Source organism: Bacteroidales bacterium MB20-C3-3, assembly GCA_035609245.1.
In the GTDB taxonomy this organism is placed as follows: Bacteria; Bacteroidota; Bacteroidia; order Bacteroidales; family UBA932; genus Bact-08.
This window is the reverse complement of the sequence record CP141202.1, coordinates 1,899,331-1,920,841: the sequence shown is the minus strand read 5'-3', so window position 1 is coordinate 1,920,841 and position 21,511 is coordinate 1,899,331. Positions and strand designations below refer to the sequence as shown.

The window sequence follows — 21,511 nt, the reverse complement described above, 5'->3', positions numbered from 1 at the left end:
TTTACTACTTTTTAATCATAAATAATTTGTTCTTATAATCCAAAATAATTACACAATCAAGGAATAATCCATTCCCGGCCAAACCCCATATATTTAATGGCTTAAAAACATCTCTCTCCCAAAGTCCATCTTTATCATAGTAGACTTTTGATTTTCCGAATTTATATACTCCAAGTTTAACCGATTTGTTCACATTAAGTCCGTAAAATGTTATCTGCTGACCCCACCATAAAGGACCGCTCAATGAATCAATAATTAACGGTCCGGCTATCTCCAAGGCCCTGCTTTTTGAGCTTGCCAATGCAAAAGGGCTGGACCCGGTATCAAACAGCAACTTATGCACAACTCCGTTAATCTTAAACGGGAGTATGATCATTCCCTTAATAATTTCAAATGTAACCCCTGAAATGCTTTTAAATTCTGCTGGTAATTGTTCTGCTACGGCAAACCTGGCAGTTTTGTAATCGATAATCAGGATTTTATCTTTGAACATATCGGGAGCAATGGTTCCAATATGTTTTGCTGTCCTTGTATGAAGTGAATCCCGGAGAATAGTCTCACCAAAGCCTGATCGCAGCCAAACATCAAATAAAAAATTGCTACTACCCATCTTAAGATTAATCCCATTGAATATTACATTCTGATATGTTTCATATGATCCCAGTTTCTTTGCAAAAGAGGGGTATGCTGCAATGTATGGTTTAACAGAGTTTCCATAAAACTGTGTATCTGTAGTACCCAGATCAAGCTGCATCGTAAAATTTTCAGGCAAATCATCAATCTTAACCGGGACGTACATATATGCCTTCTCAACAAATTTGCCTGAAATGGTATCACTCTGCCATACGAACGGAATCCACTTCAAAGAATTTTCCTGAGACAAGACATCAATACTATTTGCAAATATTAGAATCAAAAATGCCAATACAGCTAACCTCTTTTGCATAATCTCTTATTTTCTTATTATCGGTTTCGCTATTCTTTGCACGCGAAACTAATCCTCCCATAGTCCCAAGGTTCATTAAGTCTAGTGCAGAACTAGGCACTATAACCATGTAGCTCTGTTCGCCGCCTCCGTTGTGTCTCCATTTTACGGCACTGATATTGCCAGAGTACTGGGCTGTCGCTCCGCTCACATTTGGAGCATTGTACTGTAGCTCCATAGCGAAAGGCTTTGTACCCAACGATGAAGGGTTGTTGATCATCCGAAGACGGTTCTGTATGTCATATGTAAATGCTGTGCTCACGATACTGTTACCCATAGCGGTGGCGGTTAACCTCTCTAACTCATCATATGTTTGTGCGATTTCTGTCACTGTTGTTGTGCCGTTAAGTGTGTTCCACACCTTTGAGAGTCTGCCCTGGCTTTGATTTCATACGACAATAAATTTAATTTAAACATTTTTCCTGTCTAGATTTTTTAGACCATTACTACAAACCTAAGCCACAAAAAGCAATGACTAAAAAGTAAAAAAATTAAAACTAATTTCACTTGTTATTTTATCATCCTTTTTATTAAATCATAAACAAATAGAACTAACAAAACTACTCCAACTATCAATAATGAATATATCTTTAAATTTGGAGTTAGTTCCAATATAAATATCATTGGTATTATCACAATTGATGATACAAAGATTATTGTTTTAGCTTGCGACAAACCCCATGTTTTATTCTTATAATAGCTCCTAACTTCTTGGTAAAGTAATACGAAGCTAACTCCCAATAATGTCATGCCAAATATTACCAATAAAACAACTATTATATTTTTTATGTCATATTTTGTACTGGCAAAAGCAATAAATGCAATTACAATTAACCCTCTAATTATATTCTCTGTTGATAAAAACTTTTTCATTATTATTTATTGTTTTATCATCAAGCTCTCTAACCACAGTAGAAGCTGTTCCAGAGCTTGCTACACCTGCTGCCGTTGCTCTGCCAGCTCCAAAATTTTCAGCTTTTTTAGTAGCTTTATCTGCAGCAACTTGTCTCACTTCTCGACTTCCCTTCGCTACTCTTTGTGCTCTATCGGCTTGATTGTGTAAAACCTTTGCCGTTCTTGATGCTTGCGCTTTGTTCTGAACTGCCTTACTTACGGTTTTCCCAACTATCTGACCAGCAGTTGCATCAATTGCCACATCTTTTAAATCTACTTCGCCAGTTGTTACTAATTGGTTTGTTGCACTTACTACAGCATCTGTTGCAACTTCGGTTCCAACCGTTATTGTTGCCTTCATTCCTTTCGCCATTTTTGCTACTTTCATTGCCTTGCCAACTTTTGTAGCAATCCCAACCCCTGTAGCTCCTGCTACTGCTGATACCGCAATAGAACTTCCACTTACATCAGTCCACGCTTCAAGTCCTTTTTTACCTTTAACATAATTCGTTGCGACTTGTAAAGCATAATCTGTAGCAGCTCCAATGACAGAACCGACAACAAAATTTATCCATTCTCCATTTTCATCACTGTAAACAATAGGATTTCCGGCACAATAACCATATGGAGACAAAGAATAATAATCTGCTGCCAACGGATCAACCCCCATCCACCTCCCTATCACGGGATCGTAATACTTCGCTCCGTAATCATACATTCCAAAGAACTGTGAGGAGAGGGTCTGGTTCTGGATCTCCTTGCCATTGTAAAGATAACGGTTTTTAGTTAGATTATTATTGCTGAAAGATAATCCATAGGGGTAATAGTCAGTAGCCTGTTCAACTGTCCCGGACTGGTTTACAACAGACCTGACATTTCCCAGATGGTCTGTTATGTTGTACTGGCGTATGTACTCTGCACCATCTTTTCGTATCATATGTCTGGTGTAATATCGCTTTTCAAAAAAACAATCGGATAAATGGCTCTAACTGTTTGGCCTCTGTGCGATGCAGGAATAAAGTCATATTGAGAAATTATTTTGGCTACCCTTATTGCTTCTTTGTCCAATTCAACATCATTTGAACTTTTTACAATTCCTTTTAGTGTGGCTTTACCATTTGTATCTACAACAATATGTACAACTAATGGAATTTTACTTAGATGGCCTTTATTGCGCTTTATGAAGTTTGAAGATATTATTTTCCTTAATGTATCTTCACCCAAAACAAACTTTGGTTCATTCTCAATCTCGTCTAATTGATAAACTTTGTCTCTTATGCTTTGTGATACATTAAAGTGTTTTTCAGCCAAAATTTGTATTTCCGAAATATCATCGCTCGGAGTACCTTTATATGTTCTCATTTTGCAGAATGTTTTGTCTTTGTAAAAACAAATCTGCCACATGTTTGGATCATATTCTATGTAATTATCATTACATCGCTTCTGTTTGTTTATTTTATCGTTTAAAGAATAAAACATAGAATTTTCATCGCCAAATACTCTTACTAAATGTCCTAAATACATAGTTTGTCCGATAAAATCTTCTCTACAAAATATATACTCTTTACTGTTATTTGCAAAAACAGATAGAAAATAAAAAGAAGTATCTGCTATAGAAATAATAATTATTTCGTCCTTTCTTTTTTTTGCACTTAGATTTTCAGCATTGTTGATATACAGAGAGACTAAATCTTTTGAAAACTCCGTTAGCTCTACAATGTTATTGTCTTTTTTTGATTGACATGAAATAAAACCGCAAAATAGGAATATGATACTAAATACTTTTTTCATATTCATATCATTTAGGAGGTAAACCAATACCAGGATATTGTCTTAAAGCATAAGTGGGATGTTTTCGTGCTGTTGACGGTCTGAAAACCAATCCCCAAGACATAGAGCCAATAATATTTTTTTCATCATACGCAATTAAATTACCTGTTCTTGGCTGATATACATAACGTTCAACCTGATAACCGTGAGAATTAGATAAAAGGGTTGATGCATATTTATCACCACTCTTATCCCCTTTTCTAAATCCTGACGGATTGGAATTATTAGGGTGATTATGTACGACAGAAGTAACAGTTTGTCCTCTATCGCTTAATTTCTTGGCTGTTTCACTTGCTCTGACTGAACTTTCATTGTTATTAGTCATGACGATTGAACCATTGCTTTGTGTGTTTATTAATCCATATTCTATTTTGGTATTATCAGCAAAAAACTTGAACAAGTCAGCTCCCGAAGATTCACTATTTACGGCAAATCTTGTAGTAGAGCTAAACCATCCCGACTTTTCAAAATTGGTAATTGTACCGTATTCGAATGAAATAGAGTTATAATGTTTATTTCCTTCTTCGTCAGTCGTGAATGTTCTGTTCCCATTTTTATCAACCATATAGAAAGCATCTTGATTTTTATCTTTAATTTGATTGACTATTTTGCCTAGACTATTTATTTCCCAAACATCTCTTCCGTCAGGATCTATGGCATTCATCGGATTATTAACCACATATGACCAAGGGGATAAAAAGAAGTACTTTTCCGCCAGTGGGTCCACCCCCATCCACCTCCCTATCACAGGATCGTAATACCTTGCTCCATAATCATACACTCCAAAGAACTGTGAGGAGAGGGTCTGGTTCTGGATCTCCTTGCCATTGTAAAGATAGCGGTTTTTAGTTAGATTGTTATTGCTGAATGATAATCCATAGGGGTAATAGTCAGTAGCCTGTTCAACTGTCCCGGACTGGTTTACAACAGACCTGACATTTCCCAGATGGTCTGTTATGTTGTACTGGCGTATGTAGTTTGCACCATCATTTCTTATCATACCACTTGAGGTTAGTATGTAGTCAGGTGTCTTGTCTGATTTGTACACTACTGCTCCTGTTGTCAAAATCCCCGTTTTGTTGAAATCCACGTTTTAGTACAGGAGTCCTTTAGACTTTTTGGTAAACAAAAACTAAAAGAGGGCGAATAACAACATGTCTTCGCTCTCCTTGATGCTTTTATTAAGCAAGCTAAGCTTTAGATTATTACTTGATTAGAAGAAATAAAAATTGCAAAATCACAAGTAATGCTGCAATTACAAATCCTATCATTCCTTTAGCTTTCAAAAATAAGATTATAGCCGAGATGGAAAGTATTATTTGTATTGAGTTAATTAACAAAAAGGCAACTTTGCTTTTATAGTATAGCCCTCCATTGCTTATCATAGCTTCAGACCCCAGCATATAGCTTTCAGGATTTCTAAAATACATGAATATTTCAGTAATAGCTATTACATAAAACCCTATTGAAATCAGAATTAAAACCCATCTAAAATGTTTCATACTAATATTTTATCTTTAAATTCAATGGTTTGTCGTGTGATTTCAACCAATTGTGAAAACTATTGTTTCTACTCGTCAAATCAATGCAACCTGCAGAACCTGGTATAGCGCCACCGTGTATAGTAAAACCATTTCTTCCAAAAGTATTAGTTCCAGCCGAAGGTGTCAACCAAGTTCTATGCTCTCCCCAAGATTTTTCTAATCCAGGGCAAGAACCTCGCCCAATTGTTCCTTTCGCTCTATCCCATGTACTAATATCTGATATTGACTGTGTGCGGGCTGGGTCAACGATGTATTGTCCTTCTGGTATTGGCCCTTTATCTTTTAAGTTTTGAAATTCTGAACTTTGATAACCCTCTCGTCCACTTGTGCCTTCCCATTCCAAATCTGGCATATCAATACTATAATTGATATCTGAGACTTTTAAAGAACTTAAGTCAAAATTTAATTCAATATCTGCACCTGGCAATTTTATGAAATTTCCTGCTTTTATCTTATTAGCATCTTTTAAATCGTTTGCTTTTGCTATTTGGGCTACAGTTAGATTAGTTTTAAATTTTTCATTAAGCTGCTTTGCTATTGCTGTTAGATTATCCCCTTTCTCTATTTTCCCTGTTTCAATCTCAAATAGGCCATCAGGGTCAATAAATCTAAGTGGATTATTAAAGAACGCTCGATAAGGAGACCAACTAGGTGCATCACTTGCCAATGGATCAACCCCTATCCACCTCCCTATCACGAGATCGTAATACCTCGCTCCGTAATCATACATTCCAAAGAACTGTGAGGAGAGGGTCTGGTTCTGCAACTCTTTTCCATTATAAAGATAACGGTTTTTGTTTAGATTGGTATTACTGAAGGATAATCCATATGGGTAATAGTCAGTAGCCTGTTCAATGGTTCCGGACTGGTTTACAACAGACCTGACATTTCCCAGATGGTCTGTTATGTTGTACTGGCGCATGTAGTTTGCACCATCTTTTCGTATCATACCACTAGAGGTTAGTATGTAGTCAGGTGTCTTGTCTGATTTGTACACTACTGCTCCTGTGTAGTAGTTCTGCGTTGTTCCGTTTTGTTTTGTTGCCAGCTTGACTCCTGTGGCATCGTAGATGAACTCAAGATTATCCGCACCCTTGATCACGCTCTTTGGCAGGTTGAGGTAGTTGTATGTTATTGTCATCCCTCTTATACCGTCTGTTGTCACATTGCCGTTACTGTCATGAGCATAGGTGTATGTAGTACCTCCTTTAACTATTGAAGAGAGTCTGTTTCCCGAGTAATTGTATGTCATTGCTGCAGGTTGTATCCCTGTTCTGGTTAGGGCGGTTATGTTACCATTGGAGTCGCAGGTTATCCCCTGTTCGTTGTTTGAACCGCTGTGTAGGCCATCCGTCAGACGGCTGTATGAATCGTAATTATAACGGTAACTCTGTTCGCCGCCTCCGTTGTGTCTCCATCTTACGGCACTGATATTGCCAGAGTACTGGGCTGTCGCTCCGCAATAAAGTTAAGATTTGCCGGTCTATCTCTTTAAGCAAGATGAAATTAAAAAGTACGTTCATTTGAACGTCCTTCATGATGTGCATTAAAATAACCTAAGCTTGCCAAGCTTTTTAATTATATTTTAGTAAAGCTACCTTTATTGTATTTGTAATCCCATTGGGTATAAGAATCATCTTCATAAATATCAATTATAACCGTTCCGTTTGAATCAATTCCATCAGAAGGCTGGTAATAATTGAATATTTTCTTACATCTTGTCTTTTCAAAAAGAGTATCATCATAAATTCCCCTTACAACAATAACATGTCCTTTTTTAGCAAGACAACCTGTCTCATTACCCATTTTTATCAATTTATGGCTTGATGTAAATTGGATTAAAGTAGTATATTCCGTTGGCTGAATATGCACAATATAAACTAAATTTGAATCATAGAAATCACATCTTTTATCATACTCTATAAGGCTATCGATTATAACTAAGAGTTGTTCATTCGCAATTTTTAATACAGGTAATGAATCGCTCGTATTAAAATCTTGTGATTTAGATAATAAACTAAACATACCTAAACAAGCAAGCAAAAAATATTTAATATATCTTTTCATACTTAATTCTTTTTTGTCCCAATTACTTCAATAGTTGGCATATTTTCAAAATCACTAAAATCAAGAGTGCCTTTTTCATCATATCCACTATACCGATTAGGGTAAGTATAAATATTGAGCAACGTATTACTATTCTGCTGTTTATAAAGTTTTGCCCCGCTCTTATCTCCATCAGAAGGAAGATAATTACCGCTAGGATGATTATGTGTTACTTCCTTTAAAGTATATTTTGTGGCTCTTAAGTAGTGACCAACTGGTGTCGATGATTTGTCATGTGAGCTTCCAATTACATTTTGCTCAGACTTCTCAGCACCAATTTTTGCATGTGTCCACTCCACTCCTGTACTTGATGGATTTGCCAAGAATTCAAACATCTTAGTAGTATTGTCATTTCCTTTTACTTCAAATAGGATTAAAGGCTTATCAGTTACGTTACCATCTTTACCTTTTACTTTAACCGTCGGATTCCTAACAGCAGTAATAGTACCGTATTCAAAATTTAATGTTTGACCATCTATACGCTTTCCGTCATTATTAAGAATATAAATATTGTCCGCTTTTTTATTTTCGATACGATTTACAATTTGTCCTTTATTATTAAGTTCAAAATCATCTCTGCCGTCTGGGTCAAGTCTATTAAGTGGATTATTACTACAAAAATGGTATGGAGTAAGCCATGGTTTCTTCTCTGCCAGTGGGTCAACCCCCATCCACCTTCCTATCACAGGATCGTAATACCTCGCTCCATAATCATACATTCCAAAGAACTGTGAGGAGAGGGTCTGGTTCTGGATCTCCTTGCCATTGTAAAGATAACGGTTTTTAGTTAGATTGTTATTGCTGAAAGATAATCCATAGGGGTAATAGTCAGTAGCCTGTTCAATTGTCCCGGACTGGTTTACAACAGACCTGACATTTCCCAGATGGTCTGTTATGTTGTACTGGCGTATGTAGTTTGCACCATCTTTTCTTATCATACCACTAGAGGTTAGTATGTAGTCAGGTGTCTTGTCTGATTTGTACACTACTGCTCCTGTGTAGTAGTTCTGCGTTGTTCCGTTTTGTTTTGTTGCCAGCTTGACTCCTGTGGCATCGTAGATGAACTCAAGATTATCCGCACCCTTGATCACGCTCTTTGGCAGGTTGAGGTAGTTGTATGTTATTGTCATCCCTCTTATACCGTCTGTTGTCACATTGCCGTTACTGTCATGAGCATAGGTGTATGTAGTACCTCCTTTAACTATTGAAGAGAGTCTGTTTCCCGAGTAATTGTATGTCATTGCTGCAGGTTGTATCCCTGTTCTGGTTAGGGCGGTTATGTTACCATTGGAGTCGTAGGTTATCCCCTGTTCGTTGTTTGAACCGCTGTGTAGGCCATCCGTCAGACGGCTGTATGAATCGTAATTATAACGGTAGCTCTGTTCGCTGCCTCCGTTGTGTCTCCATTTTACGGCACTGATATTGCCAGAGTACTGGGCTGTCGCTCCGCTCACATTTGGAGCATTGTACTGTAGCTCCATAGCGAAAGGCTTTGTACCCAGCGAGGATGGGTTATTGATCATCCGAAGACGGTTCTGTATATCATATGTTAATGCTGTGCTCACGATACTGTTACCCATAAAATGAGAAGGACCCGGAGAAATGAGGACGGGAAAACCGTAGGAAGAGTCTTATTAATTAATAATAACCAAATATAATAATTATATGTTAATAAATTATTAAGTTTTTAAGTTTGTCGCCCGGCACATGATAATTCATCCCTGACAAGAGGATTGCATCTGCAGAAAAAGAAAATGGGTTGACAGGGATATTCGTATATATGCTAAGAAACCAAGTAATTACAAATTGCATTTTTAAAAACTTCTCAAAAAATCAATTTTTAAACCTCTAACTATAAGCAAGATAAACGAAAATCCCTCTCAACCCAAACCTATGCATTATGATATTATTCCTATAATTTACGAACGAATTCACCTGAAAATATAAAACCCGCAGCGTTGTAACGCGTTGATTATCTTACTACAGGCACTTAATATGACAAATGACATGTCAGGTCAAAGTAGTTGTTAGTGATTTACTGAGAGTTACAGCGGTACGGGTATGCGTCGCAGGTCTGTACAAAAGTTATCTCCCGGGCTGCGAAAATAACTTGTATTGCCGGATGGCTAAACCGGCGAAGCACCTTATAAACTTTGCAGAAGGCGGTGAAGTGTCATACCCGTGAGGCTGTATCTCGCTTACTGAGTACGCGTTAACACTTAATCCCGCGGATCATCCGCGGGATTAAGTGTTAACCTGAAGATATACTGTGAGTTATAGCAGTACGGGTATATAGTTTACTACCGGTCTTTGACGCGGGAAACTTCAGATCAAACCCGCTGTGTAAACTATGTAAAAAGATTGCCATATTCCTACCTGAATCAACCGAGACACGATGGAACCTCCGCCACAGCGAACGAAGAGAGCGAGGAGGAAAAGTTCCAGAGGGGCTGCGGGTGATTCAGGTAGGGATGAGGAGCAGGTCTTTGAGCGATGGAACCTCCGCCACAGCGAACGAAGAGAGCGAGGAGGAAAAGTTCCAGAGGGGCTGCGGGTGATTCAGGTAGGGCGCAGCAGTACACTGGGGAAGGGTGCAGAAGCAGACTAGCGAACTTGATTATTTCCTATCTTTGCCCTATGCACCACAACCGCAACATCACTCATTTAGCCTTTATGCTTCTTGGAGCAGTGGCGTTGCTGTTCATTTTTGCGCCGCTTGCGGGGATGTTTCTATCGGTAAAAGCACCGGGGCTCTTTGAGACAATAAGGGATCCGGAGGTGAGCAGAAGTATTGTGCTGACACTGGGTGTATCTGCTGCTGCGACATTTATTTCGTCGGTATTTGCCATTCCGCTGGCCTATATTCTTGCCAGAAAAAAGTTCCCGCTTAAGGGTGTAGTTGAGGCGATTATTGATCTGCCTATAGTGATTCCCCACTCAGCTGCCGGAATTGCACTCCTTGGGGTTATCTCCAGGGATAGTCTGCTGGGTTCTGCGGCAGATTCCATAGGGCTTAACCTGGTGGGCTCTCCCATAGCTATTGGGATGGCGATGGCGTTTGTGAGTCTTCCGTTTCTTATAAACTCAGCAAGGGATGGATTTTCGGCAGTCCCGGAAAGGCTGGAGCAGGCCGCGGAGACACTTGGCGCATCAAAGTTTACTACATTTTACAAAATATCCATGCCCCTTGCCGGCAGATCGGTTATCTCAGGACTTATGCTGATGTTTGCACGCGGGATGAGCGAGTTTGGGGCAATAGTGATAGTTGCATACCACCCGATGACCACACCGGTTTTGATATTTGACAGATTTAACTCATTCGGAATAAACTATGCGAGGCCTGTGGCGGTGATATTTGTCACCGTTACCCTTATCCTGTTTACACTGCTGAGAATATACCAGAAGAGAAGATGGTAATACTGGAAAACATTATATACAAAGCAGGGCTGTTTACCCTTGGCCCCATAAACCTGGAACTTCCCAAGGGTAGCTATACAGCACTGCTTGGCCCGTCTGGCTCCGGCAAGTCTGTTATGCTTGAGCTGATTGCCGGGCTTAGATTTCCTGAAAAGGGCAAAATACTTATTGATGGGGTAGATATGACCAACACCCCTGCCAGAAAGAGGCCGGTGGGTATGCTCTTCCAGGATTACGCCCTCTTTCCCCATATGACAGTTGAAGAGAACATCGGCTTTCCCCTCTCCATTTCCGGTGCCGACAAAGCTACCGTTGCAAAGGAGACCTGGAGAATCGCCTCCCTTTTCAAAATTGAGGGATTGCTTAAGAGAGCTATAAAAGATTTATCCGGCGGTGAAAAGCAGAGATGTGCACTTGCCCGCGCCATGGCGCACCAGCCATCGGTTTTACTGCTTGACGAGCCGCTCTCCGCACTGGATGAGGAGCTTAGAGAGGAGGCGGTAAAGACATTGGCAATACTCAAAAAAGAGGGCCAGACCGTTCTCCATGTCACCCACAACAGGGGCGAAACAGATGGCCTGGCTACATCTTCACTCCACATCAGGGGAGGTAAAATTATTTAAACTCTCTCCCTTTACGGATTCATCAAATCAGTATTCTGATAACTCAGAATCTCATAAATGGACTCTATTGCATGGGCAGCAGGTCCTTCAGGATTAAGAAACTTAGCCTTATTAAGGGCGTTTATTGCATCCCCCCATAGTTGCTGCCTTCTGAGAAGACTTCCCAAAAGATACCAAGCCTCGGCATTGTTTGGTTCCCTCTCAAGCAGAGCTCTCAGCTCCACATTTGCTGCATCAGCATCTCCCGCTCTTAGCAGCTGATCTATTTCAAGTAAGGTTTTAGCCATAATTCAAATTTACAAATACTAAACAAGTCCTGCAAATCCCATAAATGACAGGGCAAGAATACCTGCTGTTATAAGGGCAATGGGCATCCCTTTGAATGGTTTGGGAACATTTGCAAGTTCCAGCTGCTCCCTGAGACCTGCAAAAAGTATCATTGCCAGGCCAAATCCAAGAGCTGTTGCTATACCATAAACAACTGACTCAGCTAAGTTAAGCATATGAGGATCGCTGCCAAAGGCAAATTCCTTGGATACCACGATAATAGCAACACCAAGAACTGCACAGTTTGTGGTAATCAGAGGCAAGAAAATCCCAAGTGCCTGATATAGCGATGGACTAACCTTCTTAAGAATAATCTCAACCATCTGAACAAGCGCTGCAATTACAAGTATAAAAGCAACAGTCTGCATAAACTCAATGCCCAGAGGAACTAACACATAATACTGCAGGAGATATGTAACAAGAGTGGCAACAGCAATCACAAAGGTTACGGCCCCGGCCATGCCTGCTGCTGTACTAACCTTGTTCGAAACACCCAGGAAGGGACAAACTCCCAGAAACTGGGATAGCAATATGTTATTAACAAATACTGCAGATATGATTATTAAAATGTACTCCATAACCCCTCCTATTTAATTTTTGTCTTTAACTTATTGAACAGAACCAGCAGGTACCCCAGCGCAATAAATGCACCAGGAGCCAGGATAAACACCAAAATACCATCTCCGTTCAAAAATTTTATTCCAAAAGCCGATGCACTACCCAGAATCTCTCTTACTAAACCCAGTACAGTAAGTGCTGCAGTAAATCCAAGCCCTATCCCCACACCATCAAGGAAAGAGTCTGTGATTGAATTTTTTGAAGCAAAGGCCTCTGCCCTGCCAAGAACTATACAGTTTACAACAATAAGCGGGATAAAAAGTCCCAGAGTTTCATACAAACCCGGCGTATAAGCCTGCATAACAAACTGCAATACAGTCACAAACGCCGCAATAACAACAATAAAAGAGGGAATCCTTACCTTTGCCGGAACAAATCCAGCAATCGCAGAAATTACCACATTAGAGAGCATCAGAACAAATGTTGTAGCCAGCCCCATTCCCAGACCATTAATAGCAGAGGTTGTAGTTCCCAGAGTAGGACACATACCCAACATCAGCACAAAAACAGGATTCTCCTTGAAAATCCCCTTTGTAAGAATATTTAGTTTACTCATCTTCCCCCTCCCTTTTTACATTTTCGTCAACACAAAGTTTATAAACCTCCCAGGCAGCAGTCACCGCTTCACAAAATGCCCTGGATGTTATTGTAGAGGCTGTTATTGCATCAACATCTCCTCCATCCTTCTTCACCAGCAACTTAAAGTCCTCCGGACTCTTACCCTGAAACTGAATGCTAAAATCACTCTTTCCCTCCACCATTTTGTCTCCAAGTCCCGGAGTTTCAGCGTGTGAAAGAACAGATGTATTATTTATAGTTCCATCTGTATTAAATCCCACCATAAGGGTAATTCTTCCGCCGAATCCGCCTGTTGTAAAGCTCTCAACAGCATATCCTACAATTGCCTCACCACTTTTTGCAGGATAGACAATATAACTCTTTCCATCCAGCTCCTTTACAAACTTTTCAGAAGAGGGATCGTTGTCAAACTCCGGTACAACCTTAGATATGGCATCGTTAATTTTTGCAACCTTCGCTGCATCAATAGAGCTCTTTGTAAGAGCATAGACACCACCCAGTAAAGTTGAAGCAATAAGAGTAATTGATGCAAGTGTAAGCACCATATTCTTGAGTGTCGATTCTCTAGCCATGCTTCACCTCCTTCCCAAACTTTTTAGGCTTAAAGTACATGTTTATAAGCGGAACAGTCGCATTCATAATAAGAATAGCAAAAGATATCCCCTCAGGGTAAGCACCCCAGTATCTTATAAGCATCGTAATTATACCGATTCCCACTCCATAGAGCACCATCCCCTTTTTACTCATAGGAGACGTCACATAGTCCGTTGCCATAAAAATTGAACCTATAAGTATCCCCCCTGTAAGTACATTAAACAGAGGGTCAGCATACATCTGAGGATTGATTAACCAGAAAATGGCAGAAAACAAAAGAACAGTCCCAATTATTGCCACCGGAATATGAGGTCTTATTACCCTCCTTATAAGCAGATAAACAAATCCCAGAATCAAAGCCAGAGCAGAAACCTCACCCACTGAGCCGCCAATCTTTGAGAAGAGCATCTGTGCATACGAGAAATTATTCTCTGGGAATATCTGATCCATAGTTAGACCCTTTGCAAGCCCCTCCTTAACAATTGAGAGAGCGGTTGCACCTGAGCCGGCATCAATCCCCTCCCTGAACCAGGATGTGGGAATTGAATAATCGGTCATAATTACAGGAAATGAGACCAGCAAGAAAACACGCCCCACAAGCGCCGGATTAAAGAGGTTCTGGCCCACCCCTCCAAAAGTCATCTTTGCAATTCCTATTGCCACAACGGAACCTATAAACATTATCCACCATGGTGAATTCGGCGGAAGATTCAGTGAGAGCAGGAGGCCCGTAAGAGCTGCCGAGTAGTCATTGACTGTAATTTTTGTTTTTACAATATATTTCTGGATTACATACTCAACAGCCACTGCGGTGGCAACACCCACCAGAGCCAGTTTTATTGCAGAAAACCCAAAGAAATATACCGACACAAGCAGCGATGGAGCAAGAGCGATTATCACATCTCTCATCAAACTCTTGGTTGACTCGTTACCGTGTAGATGCGGTGCCGGTGAAACAATCAGTTTTTTCATATCTGGAATTTAGATTTTACTTTTTTGGTCTGCTTCTGATTATCTTCAAAACTTTTGCTTTTGACAATCTTATAGTATCAAGCAACGGAATATCTGCCGGACATACATAGAGACAGCTACCGCACTCAATGCAGTCATGCACCATATTCGCCTCTAGATCCTCAATTCTGTTTGCCCTTGACAATCTGTTAAGCAAGTATGGTTCAAGCCCCATAGGACAAGCATCAACGCATTTGGCACACCTGATACAATTTGCCTCCTCTCCCCTTTTTGTCTCCTCCTCAGTAAGAAGCAGTAAGGCCGATGTACTCTTTACCGACGCAGCCTCAATCCTTGACACCGCTTTACCCATCATTGGTCCGCCGCTAACCAGTTTCTCTGCATCTTTAGGAAAACCGCCCACGGCAAATATCATAGACTCAAATGTTGTTCCCACCCTCATCCTGAAGTTTCTCTGCTCAGGCATACATTTGCCGGTCACAGTAACTACCCCCTCAAACAGAGGTTTGTTCTTCTGAACAGCCTCATATACCGCCAAGGCAGTGCCCACATTCTGAACAACAACCCCTACATCAATAGGTAACCCCATAGAGGGAACCTGTCTGCCTGTTATAGCGTCTATAAGCTGCTTTTCCCCACCCTGAGGATATCTCTTTTTAAGCGATACTATCTTAATCTCCTGATAGCCCTTTGAGGCTATCTCATTCATCTTTTTAATTGCTTTAGGCTTATTCTCCTCAATACCCAGATAGGCCCTCTTCACTCCAAGAGCAGACATCATCAGTTTAACACCAATAAGTATCTCCTCGGTATTTTCAAGCATTATCCTGTAGTCCGATGTGAGATATGGTTCGCACTCAGCTCCGTTCACAAGAAGGAATTCTGCCTTTTTCCCCGGAGGTGGTGATAGCTTAATATGAGTAGGAAAAGCTGCCCCTCCCAAACCAACTATACCGCATTCTGCAATTTTTGCAATTATCTCCTGAGGCGAATGAGTTATCTCTCTTTTTATTTCCGGAGAACGGTCAATCTCCTCCATCCACTCGTCACCCTCTACGTTTATTACAATATGCTGCACAAGGTTACCGGCAAGGTCAGGAAGCATCTCAATGGAGTTTACCGTCCCCGATACAGAGGAGTGTACATTTGCCGATATAAAACCACTTGCCTTTGCAATCAACTGACCTGTCTTAACCTTGTCCCCCTTTGCCACAAGAGGCTCAGCAGGTGCTCCAAGGTGTTGCGACATGGAAATGAAGGCCCTCTCCATAACCGGAAAGTTCTCAATTGCCGCATTAACTGAAATCTTGTTATCATGCGGATGAATACCGCCTATACTGAATGTTTTGCTCATATTCCGGGATTAATGCTGTTCAACCTCTGCTTCCACCTTCTTAGGCACCCTTACCGGGAAGTTAACCTCCCAAATTGCATTTGTAGGGCACTCAACAACACACTTTCTGCAAAGCTTACATTTGTTATAGTCTATATATGCCAGATTTGAAGTAATAGTAATTGCATCATAAGCACACACCTTCTGGCACTTTGTACAACCTATACATGCTACGGCACAGGCCTTCTTTGCAACTCCACCTTTGTCTTTATTAATACATGAGACAAATATTCTCTTTCCCTTAGGGCCCTTGTTTCTTAACTCAATAATCATTTTAGGACAAGCCTTCACACAAGCTCCGCAAGCAGTACATTTATCAGCATCCACCTCAGGCAGCCCTGTTCTGGGGTTCATCTTTATTGCATCAAAATCACACGATAGCTCACAATCTCCCTGACCCAGACATCCGTACCTGCAGTCCGTATCTCCTGCATACAACGATGCCATTACTGCGCAAGATGTGTAGCCATCATAATTGTTTGACTTAGGTCTGCTGTCACAGTTTCCGTTACACCTAACAACAGCTGTCTGAGGCACCTTTTCAGCAACAGTCCTCCCAAGATAGTCAGCAACATGCTTCATAACATCGTTGCCCCCTACCGGACAAAACAGGCCATCCATTGACTCACTGTTCACACAACCCTCCGCAAAGGCCCGGCAACCCGTATAACCGCATCCTCCACAGTTTGCACCGGGAAGAATGGTCTCAACATCGTCAATTCTGGGGTCCTCCACCACCTTGAATTTCTGGGCGGTAAAGTAGAGAATCAGAGCCAGAACAAGCCCAAGAACGGTGAGGCTCGCAATGGTAAAGATAATTGTAGCAGTCATATAATTAGTTCAGTTTCTCGATTGTAAAAACATACTCCTTACGGAACCTCTCCCTGAAGAGATAAACAATTAAATAATAGAGAGCAAGCCCTCCTAAAATTGCCAATCCTGTTAAAAGATCTCCGGCTCCGGCGGCAGACAAAGATAGTAATATTGCTACCAGAATCAACAAAGGAATCAGATAAGATATATACAGAGCCTTATGTCCAAGAGTTTTAGCAAGCATAACATTCACTCTCTCACCAGGCTCGTACATAATATAACCGGTGTTTGCAACCTCAACAACTTTTGCCTCCACTTCACCCAAAGAACAGGCCCCTTTTGCGGCACAGGCCCCACAGGCAGATTTATTCATTATCTCAACCGTTATGAAATCCGGGCTTATGTCAATAATTACACCTTCGTGTTCAATTATATCAGTATTCTTCATTTATGTGTTATCTTACTTTTCATTGGGAACTTCAAATTTTCAGTACTTTTAAGCGTCCCGAAAAGTTTCCCGATAATTATCTCTACTTCAAATCCAAGAGGTATTTTATTTTCATCATCTGAAATCCATAGAATCATCTCTTTATCCCCTTTAAAAACAGTTCCTGCGATAAGTTTCACAGCGAATTTTGCTGTATTGAAAGTTCCAAATCCCGGTATCCTCTTAACCTCTTTACCTATGTACCTGATTGATATATTAAATATATCATCATCTATTACAAATGATACCGGATATGTTGTACCTGGCGAATCGCTCCTGTAATCCAGTGTTCTGGCATAGTAAAACATTGTAACAATGTCATAAGTGCAGAGAGAGCCCTTTAAAAGAGTATCCTTCTGGGGATTGTCATATTTTTGAGTTAGTGATCTTATCTGATTATCAGGAAGAAATGTAATGTGATTTTTCATCCTGTATTTACCCTCCTGAACATTTCTGTGAAAATAGAAGGGCCTCATATTACCCGGGAAAAATTTGGATTCATAATAATCCCTTACTTTAAAAAAGAGATCATAAAACCTGTAAGTTTTGCCCTCTACTATTGCATGAAAATGGGGACCTGCAGCACCACTGTTATTAAATTTAAGTTTTGACGACCCCTCTGCAACAGAGGAGACAACCCCTCCCCAGTTATACGATAAAGAGTACAACAAAACCTCTCCGTCCTGAAAAGGCAAATCAGAGAGAGAGCCGGCCCTTGGCGGAGGGCAGTTGGATTGCTGTGAAAAGGAGGCTATCGGCACCGATAACAGACATATTAATATGAGGAGCCTTTTAACCATCTTAATTCATTATGAGTCAAAATCTGAATTTGGTATAAATTCCGGTGTGTTATTCAATTTAGAGCCATAAGTATGGACAGTTCCTGCCTGATGCAATCCGGAAAAATCAGGATCATTAATATCTACAAACTTAACCTCTGAGTGTCTGAACCTCATTGAGACATCGCAGACGGCTCCATTTCTGTGCTTGGCAATAATAATATCAGTAACTCCTGCCATTGCCGGATCTTCAGTGAGCCCGTAGTAATCCTGACGGTGGATAAAAATTACAATATCGGCATCCTGCTCAATTGCTCCGGATTCTCTAAGGTCACTTAACTGTGGCCGTTTGTTTCCTCCCCTTGTCTCTACTGCCCGGCTTAACTGCGACAATGCAATAACCGGAACATTCAGCTCCTTGGCAATTGCCTTTAATGATCTGGAGATTGCAGAGACCTCCTGCTCCCTCATACCTCTTAATTCCGGAGGACCACTCATAAGCTGAAGGTAGTCAATAACAATAGCCTTGACACCTGCGTTTAAAACAAGTCTTCGTGCCTTTGAACGTAATTCATATATTGAGAGTGAAGGAGTATCGTCTATATACAGGGGTGCTTTAATCAACTGAGCAAGCCTGGTATTAATCTGTGTCCACTCATAATCCTCCAGTTTCTTACCTCCTTTAATTTTATCTGCAGGCAAACCTGTCTCACTTATCATCAACCTCTTCACAAGCTGTAACGAAGACATCTCAAGAGAGAAAAAAGCAACAGGTATATTATGCTCAACTGCCATATTTCTTGCCATAGTCAGCACAAAAGCAGTTTTACCCATAGAGGGTCTTGCCGCCAGGATAATAAGGTCAGATGGTTGCCAGCCAAGAGTCACCTTATCAAGAGATGTGTAGCCTGAACGAACCCCTGAAAGACCGTCAGGTTTTAACTGGCTGTTATGCAATTCATTTATGGCCTCCTCAATTACAGACTTAACAGGTCTGGACTCTCGTTTAATATTTCTCTCAGTTAGAGAGAATATCTTTTGCTGAGTTGCATCAAGAAGATCATCTACAGGGATATTATCATCAAATGAGTCTTTCTGAACCTCGTATGAGATAGAGATAAGTTCTCTTTGTATATACTTCTGCAGCAAGAGCTTTGAGTGATACTCAAGGTGAGCCGCAGAGCTGATTCTCATACTCAGTTGAGAGAGGAATGCATTTCCGCCAACAACTTCAAGGTCTCCTGTTCTCTTAAGTTCATCAGAGACTGTAAGAAGGTCAACAGGATAGTGCTTGTCTGACAGGGTCTTTATAGCATTAAAGATCTTTCTGTGAGCATCCTTGTAAAAACAGCCGGTATTAATTATCTCCATAGTATCCGGAACCAGATTTGGTTCCAGCATAAGAGCCCCAAGCACAGCCTCCTCAATATCAAGCGCCTGAGGTGGCTTTTTCCCCATATCCAGACCCAGAGAGTCCAGATTCTTCTCTTGTGTCTGCTTTCCCTTGTTGTAGCTTTTTGCCATATGTTCAAAGTCTGTCTAATGCTGCGGCAATAAGTGATGCCGAATAAATAATCTCTTCATCTGTTATAGAGAGTGGAGGAGCAATCCTGAATGAGTTTTCATCAAAAAGGAACCAGTCACTCATTACTCCCTCTTCAATCAAAAGAGGAAGAATCCTCTCTGCAGCCCGGCTCTCGCCAAGATCCACTGCAAGTAGCAACCCAACCTGTCTTATCTCCTTAACTGCCTTGTGACTCTCAAGTATTGTTTTGTACAACAGCCCCTTTCTCTCTGCATTGGCTACCCACTCCTCTCTGATCAATATTTTGAGAGATGCCAGTGCAGCTGCACAGGATACAGGATGCCCCCCAAAAGTTGTAATATGACCTAAAACAGGATTTGACTGCCACATACTCATAAGCTCAGCAGAAGCTGCGAGTGCACCCAACGGCATACCGCCTCCCAATGCTTTTGCTAAGGTAATAATATCCGGAACAACATCCCATTTCTCAGCAGCAAAAAGTTTTCCACATCTTCCAAATCCTGTCTGTATCTCATCAAATATAAGAATGGTGCCTGTCTGAGTACATTTTTGCCTCACCGCTTCAAGGTAACCCTCTTCCGGAATCCTTACACCTCCCTCACCCTGAACTGGTTCAATAATAAAAGCGGCTGTTTTTGCGGTAATAAAATCCAGGTCCTCTATACTGTTAAACCGGATATGCCTTATATCAGGCAACAGCGGCCTGAAAGCATTTTTGAATTTTTCTGAGCCCATAAGGCTCAAAGCACCATGAGTACTCCCATGATATGAGTTAATACAACTTATGATCTCTGTTCTTCCTGTTGCCCTTTTTGCAAGTTTTACTGCAGCTTCATTTGCCTCACTTCCTGAATTTACATAGTACACCACATCTAAATTCCCGGGAAGACGGGAGGCAAGAAGAGCTGCATGCTCTACTTGCGGCTTCTGAATAATCTCTCCGTAAACCATGAGATGCATATGCCTTCTGGCCTGCTCGCAAACTGCGTCGGCAACTTCAGGATTTGAGTGTCCCACATTTGAAACAGAGACTCCAGATACGAGGTCAACATATTTTTTTTCCTCCGGAGTATATAAGAACACCCCCTCCGCTCTCTGAATTTCTAATCCCAGAGGCGAGGGGGAAGTCTGACCTACATGTCTTAAGAATTGTTCCCTTAATCTATAGGGCTCTCTGAACATTATTCCTGCTCAAACTCTGCATTCACTAGAATTCTTCCGCAATACTCGCAAACAATGATTTTTTTGCTTTGAGCAATGTCCATCTGTCTTTGAGGCGGTATCTTGTTGAAACATCCTGAGCAGGCATCTCTTCTTACTGTTACCACAGCAAGTCCGTTGCGGGCATTTGAGCGAACCTTTTTGTATGCAGCAAGCATTCTGGCATCAATCTGTGCTTGTATACCTTCTGACAACTTGATAAGTTCGTTCTCCTCTTTTGCAGTCTCTGCAATAATTGAGTCAAGTTCACTCTTCTTTTGCTCAAGATCTTTCTCTCTCTCCTCAAGTGCGTTAACAGCACCTGCCAGAGCAGTCTTCTTGTCAGCAAGAAGGAGTGTATTCTCTTTTATTCTCTTATCTGCCAACTCAGTTTCAAGACCCTGGAATTCAATCTCTTTGGTAAGAGAGTCGTACTCTCTGTTATTCTTTACATTGTTTTGCTGAGCAGTATACTTCTCAATGAGAGATTTTGAATTTTCCAGATCCATCTTTTTCTGATAGATTAGTCTTTCAACATCCTTAATCTCAAGCTTAAGATTATCAACCCTTGTCTTTAATCCCTCAATATCATCTTCGAGATCCCTTACCTCTAGAGGCAACTCTCCTCTCAGAAGGTGTATCTTGTCAATCTTGCTGTCAGTCTGCTGAAGCTGATAAAGGAGATTTAATTTTATCTCCATTGTGAGGTCTCCCTCGCTGTTTGTGCTCTTCTGCAGAGATATGAAAGTTCCACCATCCAGCGGAGTCTCAATAATCGGTTTCTGTTTTGTTGCCATAACCCTC

At 40.8% G+C, this 21,511-nt stretch carries 24 protein-coding genes; 2 read left to right on the top strand and 22 right to left on the bottom strand.

Annotation, left to right across the window (positions count from 1 at the left end):
- Positions 1–4 precede the first annotated feature (4 nt).
- The 10 genes from U5907_08810 to U5907_08765 all read right to left on the bottom strand — a co-directional run bounded on the left by U5907_08810 (position 5) and on the right by U5907_08765 (position 8,882).
- Positions 5–946 (bottom strand): hypothetical protein, encoded by a 942-nt coding sequence (locus U5907_08810; protein ID WRQ32676.1) that lies wholly within the window; start codon positions 944–946, stop codon positions 5–7.
- Entirely contained in the window at positions 894–1,346 is a 453-nt protein-coding gene (locus U5907_08805; GenBank protein WRQ32675.1) for a hypothetical protein, read from the bottom strand. The genes U5907_08810 and U5907_08805 overlap by 53 nt, the downstream gene beginning before the upstream one ends.
- A gap of 149 nt (positions 1,347–1,495) precedes the next feature.
- Entirely contained in the window at positions 1,496–1,858 is a 363-nt protein-coding gene (locus tag U5907_08800; protein WRQ32674.1) for a hypothetical protein, read from the bottom strand.
- Entirely contained in the window at positions 1,824–2,816 is a 993-nt protein-coding gene (locus U5907_08795) for an RHS repeat-associated core domain-containing protein (protein ID WRQ32673.1), read from the bottom strand. The genes U5907_08800 and U5907_08795 overlap by 35 nt, the downstream gene beginning before the upstream one ends.
- Positions 2,813–3,670 (bottom strand): energy transducer TonB, encoded by an 858-nt coding sequence (locus U5907_08790; protein ID WRQ32672.1) that lies wholly within the window; start codon positions 3,668–3,670, stop codon positions 2,813–2,815. Before U5907_08790 ends, U5907_08795 begins: the two co-directional genes overlap by 4 nt.
- 7 nt (positions 3,671–3,677) lie before the next feature.
- The gene (locus U5907_08785) at positions 3,678–4,799 is read right to left on the bottom strand and encodes an RHS repeat-associated core domain-containing protein (protein ID WRQ32671.1); all 1,122 of its coding nucleotides are present in this window, start codon (positions 4,797–4,799) and stop codon (positions 3,678–3,680) included.
- 115 nt (positions 4,800–4,914) lie between these two features.
- On the bottom strand, positions 4,915–5,211 hold the full coding sequence (locus U5907_08780) for a hypothetical protein (protein WRQ32670.1): 297 nt from the start codon (positions 5,209–5,211) through the stop codon (positions 4,915–4,917).
- Position 5,212: 1 nt separating this feature from the next.
- Complete coding sequence (locus tag U5907_08775) at positions 5,213–6,505, bottom strand: RHS repeat-associated core domain-containing protein (GenBank protein WRQ32669.1); 1,293 nt, start codon at positions 6,503–6,505, stop codon at positions 5,213–5,215.
- 326 nt (positions 6,506–6,831) lie between these two features.
- Complete coding sequence (locus U5907_08770; protein ID WRQ32668.1) at positions 6,832–7,320, bottom strand: hypothetical protein; 489 nt, start codon at positions 7,318–7,320, stop codon at positions 6,832–6,834.
- A gap of 2 nt (positions 7,321–7,322) precedes the next feature.
- Entirely contained in the window at positions 7,323–8,882 is a 1,560-nt protein-coding gene (locus U5907_08765) for an RHS repeat-associated core domain-containing protein (GenBank protein WRQ32667.1), read from the bottom strand.
- Positions 8,883–9,996: 1,114 nt separating this feature from the next.
- Between U5907_08765 and U5907_08760 the strand changes: the two genes are divergently transcribed.
- On the top strand, positions 9,997–10,776 hold the full coding sequence (locus U5907_08760) for an ABC transporter permease (GenBank protein WRQ32666.1): 780 nt from the start codon (positions 9,997–9,999) through the stop codon (positions 10,774–10,776).
- Positions 10,770–11,399: an ATP-binding cassette domain-containing protein gene (locus U5907_08755; GenBank protein WRQ32665.1), complete on the top strand. Its 630-nt coding sequence runs from the start codon at positions 10,770–10,772 to the stop codon at positions 11,397–11,399. The genes U5907_08760 and U5907_08755 overlap by 7 nt, the downstream gene beginning before the upstream one ends.
- Positions 11,400–11,410: 11 nt before the next feature.
- Here U5907_08755 and U5907_08750 read toward each other — a convergent pair whose 3' ends face one another.
- Genes U5907_08750 through U5907_08695 form a run of 12 tightly spaced genes read right to left on the bottom strand, consistent with a single transcriptional unit; the run spans position 11,411 to position 21,504 of the window.
- A complete protein-coding gene (locus tag U5907_08750) occupies positions 11,411–11,686 on the bottom strand; it encodes a tetratricopeptide repeat protein (GenBank protein ID WRQ32664.1) in 276 nt (91 codons plus the stop codon).
- 18 nt (positions 11,687–11,704) lie between these two features.
- Entirely contained in the window at positions 11,705–12,304 is a 600-nt protein-coding gene (gene rsxA, locus U5907_08745; protein WRQ32663.1) for an electron transport complex subunit RsxA, read from the bottom strand.
- 8 nt (positions 12,305–12,312) lie between these two features.
- Complete coding sequence (locus U5907_08740; protein ID WRQ32662.1) at positions 12,313–12,900, bottom strand: electron transport complex subunit E; 588 nt, start codon at positions 12,898–12,900, stop codon at positions 12,313–12,315.
- Positions 12,893–13,495, bottom strand: a complete 603-nt coding sequence (locus tag U5907_08735) for an RnfABCDGE type electron transport complex subunit G (GenBank protein ID WRQ32661.1) — start codon at positions 13,493–13,495, stop codon at positions 12,893–12,895. Before U5907_08735 ends, U5907_08740 begins: the two co-directional genes overlap by 8 nt.
- Positions 13,488–14,489, bottom strand: a complete 1,002-nt coding sequence (locus tag U5907_08730; GenBank protein ID WRQ32660.1) for an RnfABCDGE type electron transport complex subunit D — start codon at positions 14,487–14,489, stop codon at positions 13,488–13,490. The genes U5907_08735 and U5907_08730 overlap by 8 nt, the downstream gene beginning before the upstream one ends.
- Before the next feature lie 16 nt (positions 14,490–14,505).
- Positions 14,506–15,843, bottom strand: coding sequence for an electron transport complex subunit RsxC (gene rsxC, locus U5907_08725; protein WRQ32659.1), 1,338 nt, complete (start codon positions 15,841–15,843; stop codon positions 14,506–14,508).
- A gap of 9 nt (positions 15,844–15,852) precedes the next feature.
- A complete protein-coding gene (locus U5907_08720) occupies positions 15,853–16,713 on the bottom strand; it encodes a Fe-S cluster domain-containing protein (protein ID WRQ32658.1) in 861 nt (286 codons plus the stop codon).
- A gap of 4 nt (positions 16,714–16,717) precedes the next feature.
- A complete protein-coding gene (locus U5907_08715; GenBank protein WRQ32657.1) occupies positions 16,718–17,143 on the bottom strand; it encodes a SoxR reducing system RseC family protein in 426 nt (141 codons plus the stop codon).
- A complete protein-coding gene (locus tag U5907_08710; GenBank protein ID WRQ32656.1) occupies positions 17,140–17,982 on the bottom strand; it encodes a DUF3108 domain-containing protein in 843 nt (280 codons plus the stop codon). Before U5907_08710 ends, U5907_08715 begins: the two co-directional genes overlap by 4 nt.
- Before the next feature lie 9 nt (positions 17,983–17,991).
- Positions 17,992–19,485 (bottom strand): replicative DNA helicase, encoded by a 1,494-nt coding sequence (dnaB, locus tag U5907_08705; protein ID WRQ32655.1) that lies wholly within the window; start codon positions 19,483–19,485, stop codon positions 17,992–17,994.
- 4 nt (positions 19,486–19,489) lie between these two features.
- A complete protein-coding gene (locus U5907_08700; protein WRQ32654.1) occupies positions 19,490–20,689 on the bottom strand; it encodes an aspartate aminotransferase family protein in 1,200 nt (399 codons plus the stop codon).
- Complete coding sequence (locus U5907_08695; GenBank protein ID WRQ32653.1) at positions 20,689–21,504, bottom strand: C4-type zinc ribbon domain-containing protein; 816 nt, start codon at positions 21,502–21,504, stop codon at positions 20,689–20,691. Before U5907_08695 ends, U5907_08700 begins: the two co-directional genes overlap by 1 nt.
- Positions 21,505–21,511: the final 7 nt, after the last annotated feature.

Coding starts and splice junctions, on each gene's coding strand:
- U5907_08810 (WRQ32676.1), bottom strand. CDS start 946: ATGCAAAAGAGGTTAGCTGTATTGGCATTTTTGATTCTAATATTTGCA.
- U5907_08800 (WRQ32674.1), bottom strand. CDS start 1,858: ATGAAAAAGTTTTTATCAACAGAGAATATAATTAGAGGGTTAATTGTA.
- U5907_08795 (WRQ32673.1), bottom strand. CDS start 2,816: ATGATACGAAAAGATGGTGCAGAGTACATACGCCAGTACAACATAACA.
- U5907_08790 (WRQ32672.1), bottom strand. CDS start 3,670: ATGAAAAAAGTATTTAGTATCATATTCCTATTTTGCGGTTTTATTTCA.
- U5907_08780 (WRQ32670.1), bottom strand. CDS start 5,211: ATGAAACATTTTAGATGGGTTTTAATTCTGATTTCAATAGGGTTTTAT.
- U5907_08775 (WRQ32669.1), bottom strand. CDS start 6,505: ATGACATACAATTACTCGGGAAACAGACTCTCTTCAATAGTTAAAGGA.
- U5907_08770 (WRQ32668.1), bottom strand. CDS start 7,320: ATGAAAAGATATATTAAATATTTTTTGCTTGCTTGTTTAGGTATGTTT.
- U5907_08765 (WRQ32667.1), bottom strand. CDS start 8,882: ATGATCAATAACCCATCCTCGCTGGGTACAAAGCCTTTCGCTATGGAG.
- U5907_08760 (WRQ32666.1), top strand. CDS start 9,997: ATGCACCACAACCGCAACATCACTCATTTAGCCTTTATGCTTCTTGGA.
- U5907_08755 (WRQ32665.1), top strand. CDS start 10,770: ATGGTAATACTGGAAAACATTATATACAAAGCAGGGCTGTTTACCCTT.
- U5907_08750 (WRQ32664.1), bottom strand. CDS start 11,686: ATGGCTAAAACCTTACTTGAAATAGATCAGCTGCTAAGAGCGGGAGAT.
- rsxA (WRQ32663.1), bottom strand. CDS start 12,304: ATGGAGTACATTTTAATAATCATATCTGCAGTATTTGTTAATAACATA.
- U5907_08740 (WRQ32662.1), bottom strand. CDS start 12,900: ATGAGTAAACTAAATATTCTTACAAAGGGGATTTTCAAGGAGAATCCT.
- U5907_08735 (WRQ32661.1), bottom strand. CDS start 13,495: ATGGCTAGAGAATCGACACTCAAGAATATGGTGCTTACACTTGCATCA.
- U5907_08730 (WRQ32660.1), bottom strand. CDS start 14,489: ATGAAAAAACTGATTGTTTCACCGGCACCGCATCTACACGGTAACGAG.
- rsxC (WRQ32659.1), bottom strand. CDS start 15,843: ATGAGCAAAACATTCAGTATAGGCGGTATTCATCCGCATGATAACAAG.
- U5907_08720 (WRQ32658.1), bottom strand. CDS start 16,713: ATGACTGCTACAATTATCTTTACCATTGCGAGCCTCACCGTTCTTGGG.
- U5907_08715 (WRQ32657.1), bottom strand. CDS start 17,143: ATGAAGAATACTGATATAATTGAACACGAAGGTGTAATTATTGACATA.
- U5907_08710 (WRQ32656.1), bottom strand. CDS start 17,982: ATGGTTAAAAGGCTCCTCATATTAATATGTCTGTTATCGGTGCCGATA.
- dnaB (WRQ32655.1), bottom strand. CDS start 19,485: ATGGCAAAAAGCTACAACAAGGGAAAGCAGACACAAGAGAAGAATCTG.
- U5907_08700 (WRQ32654.1), bottom strand. CDS start 20,689: ATGTTCAGAGAGCCCTATAGATTAAGGGAACAATTCTTAAGACATGTA.
- U5907_08695 (WRQ32653.1), bottom strand. CDS start 21,504: ATGGCAACAAAACAGAAACCGATTATTGAGACTCCGCTGGATGGTGGA.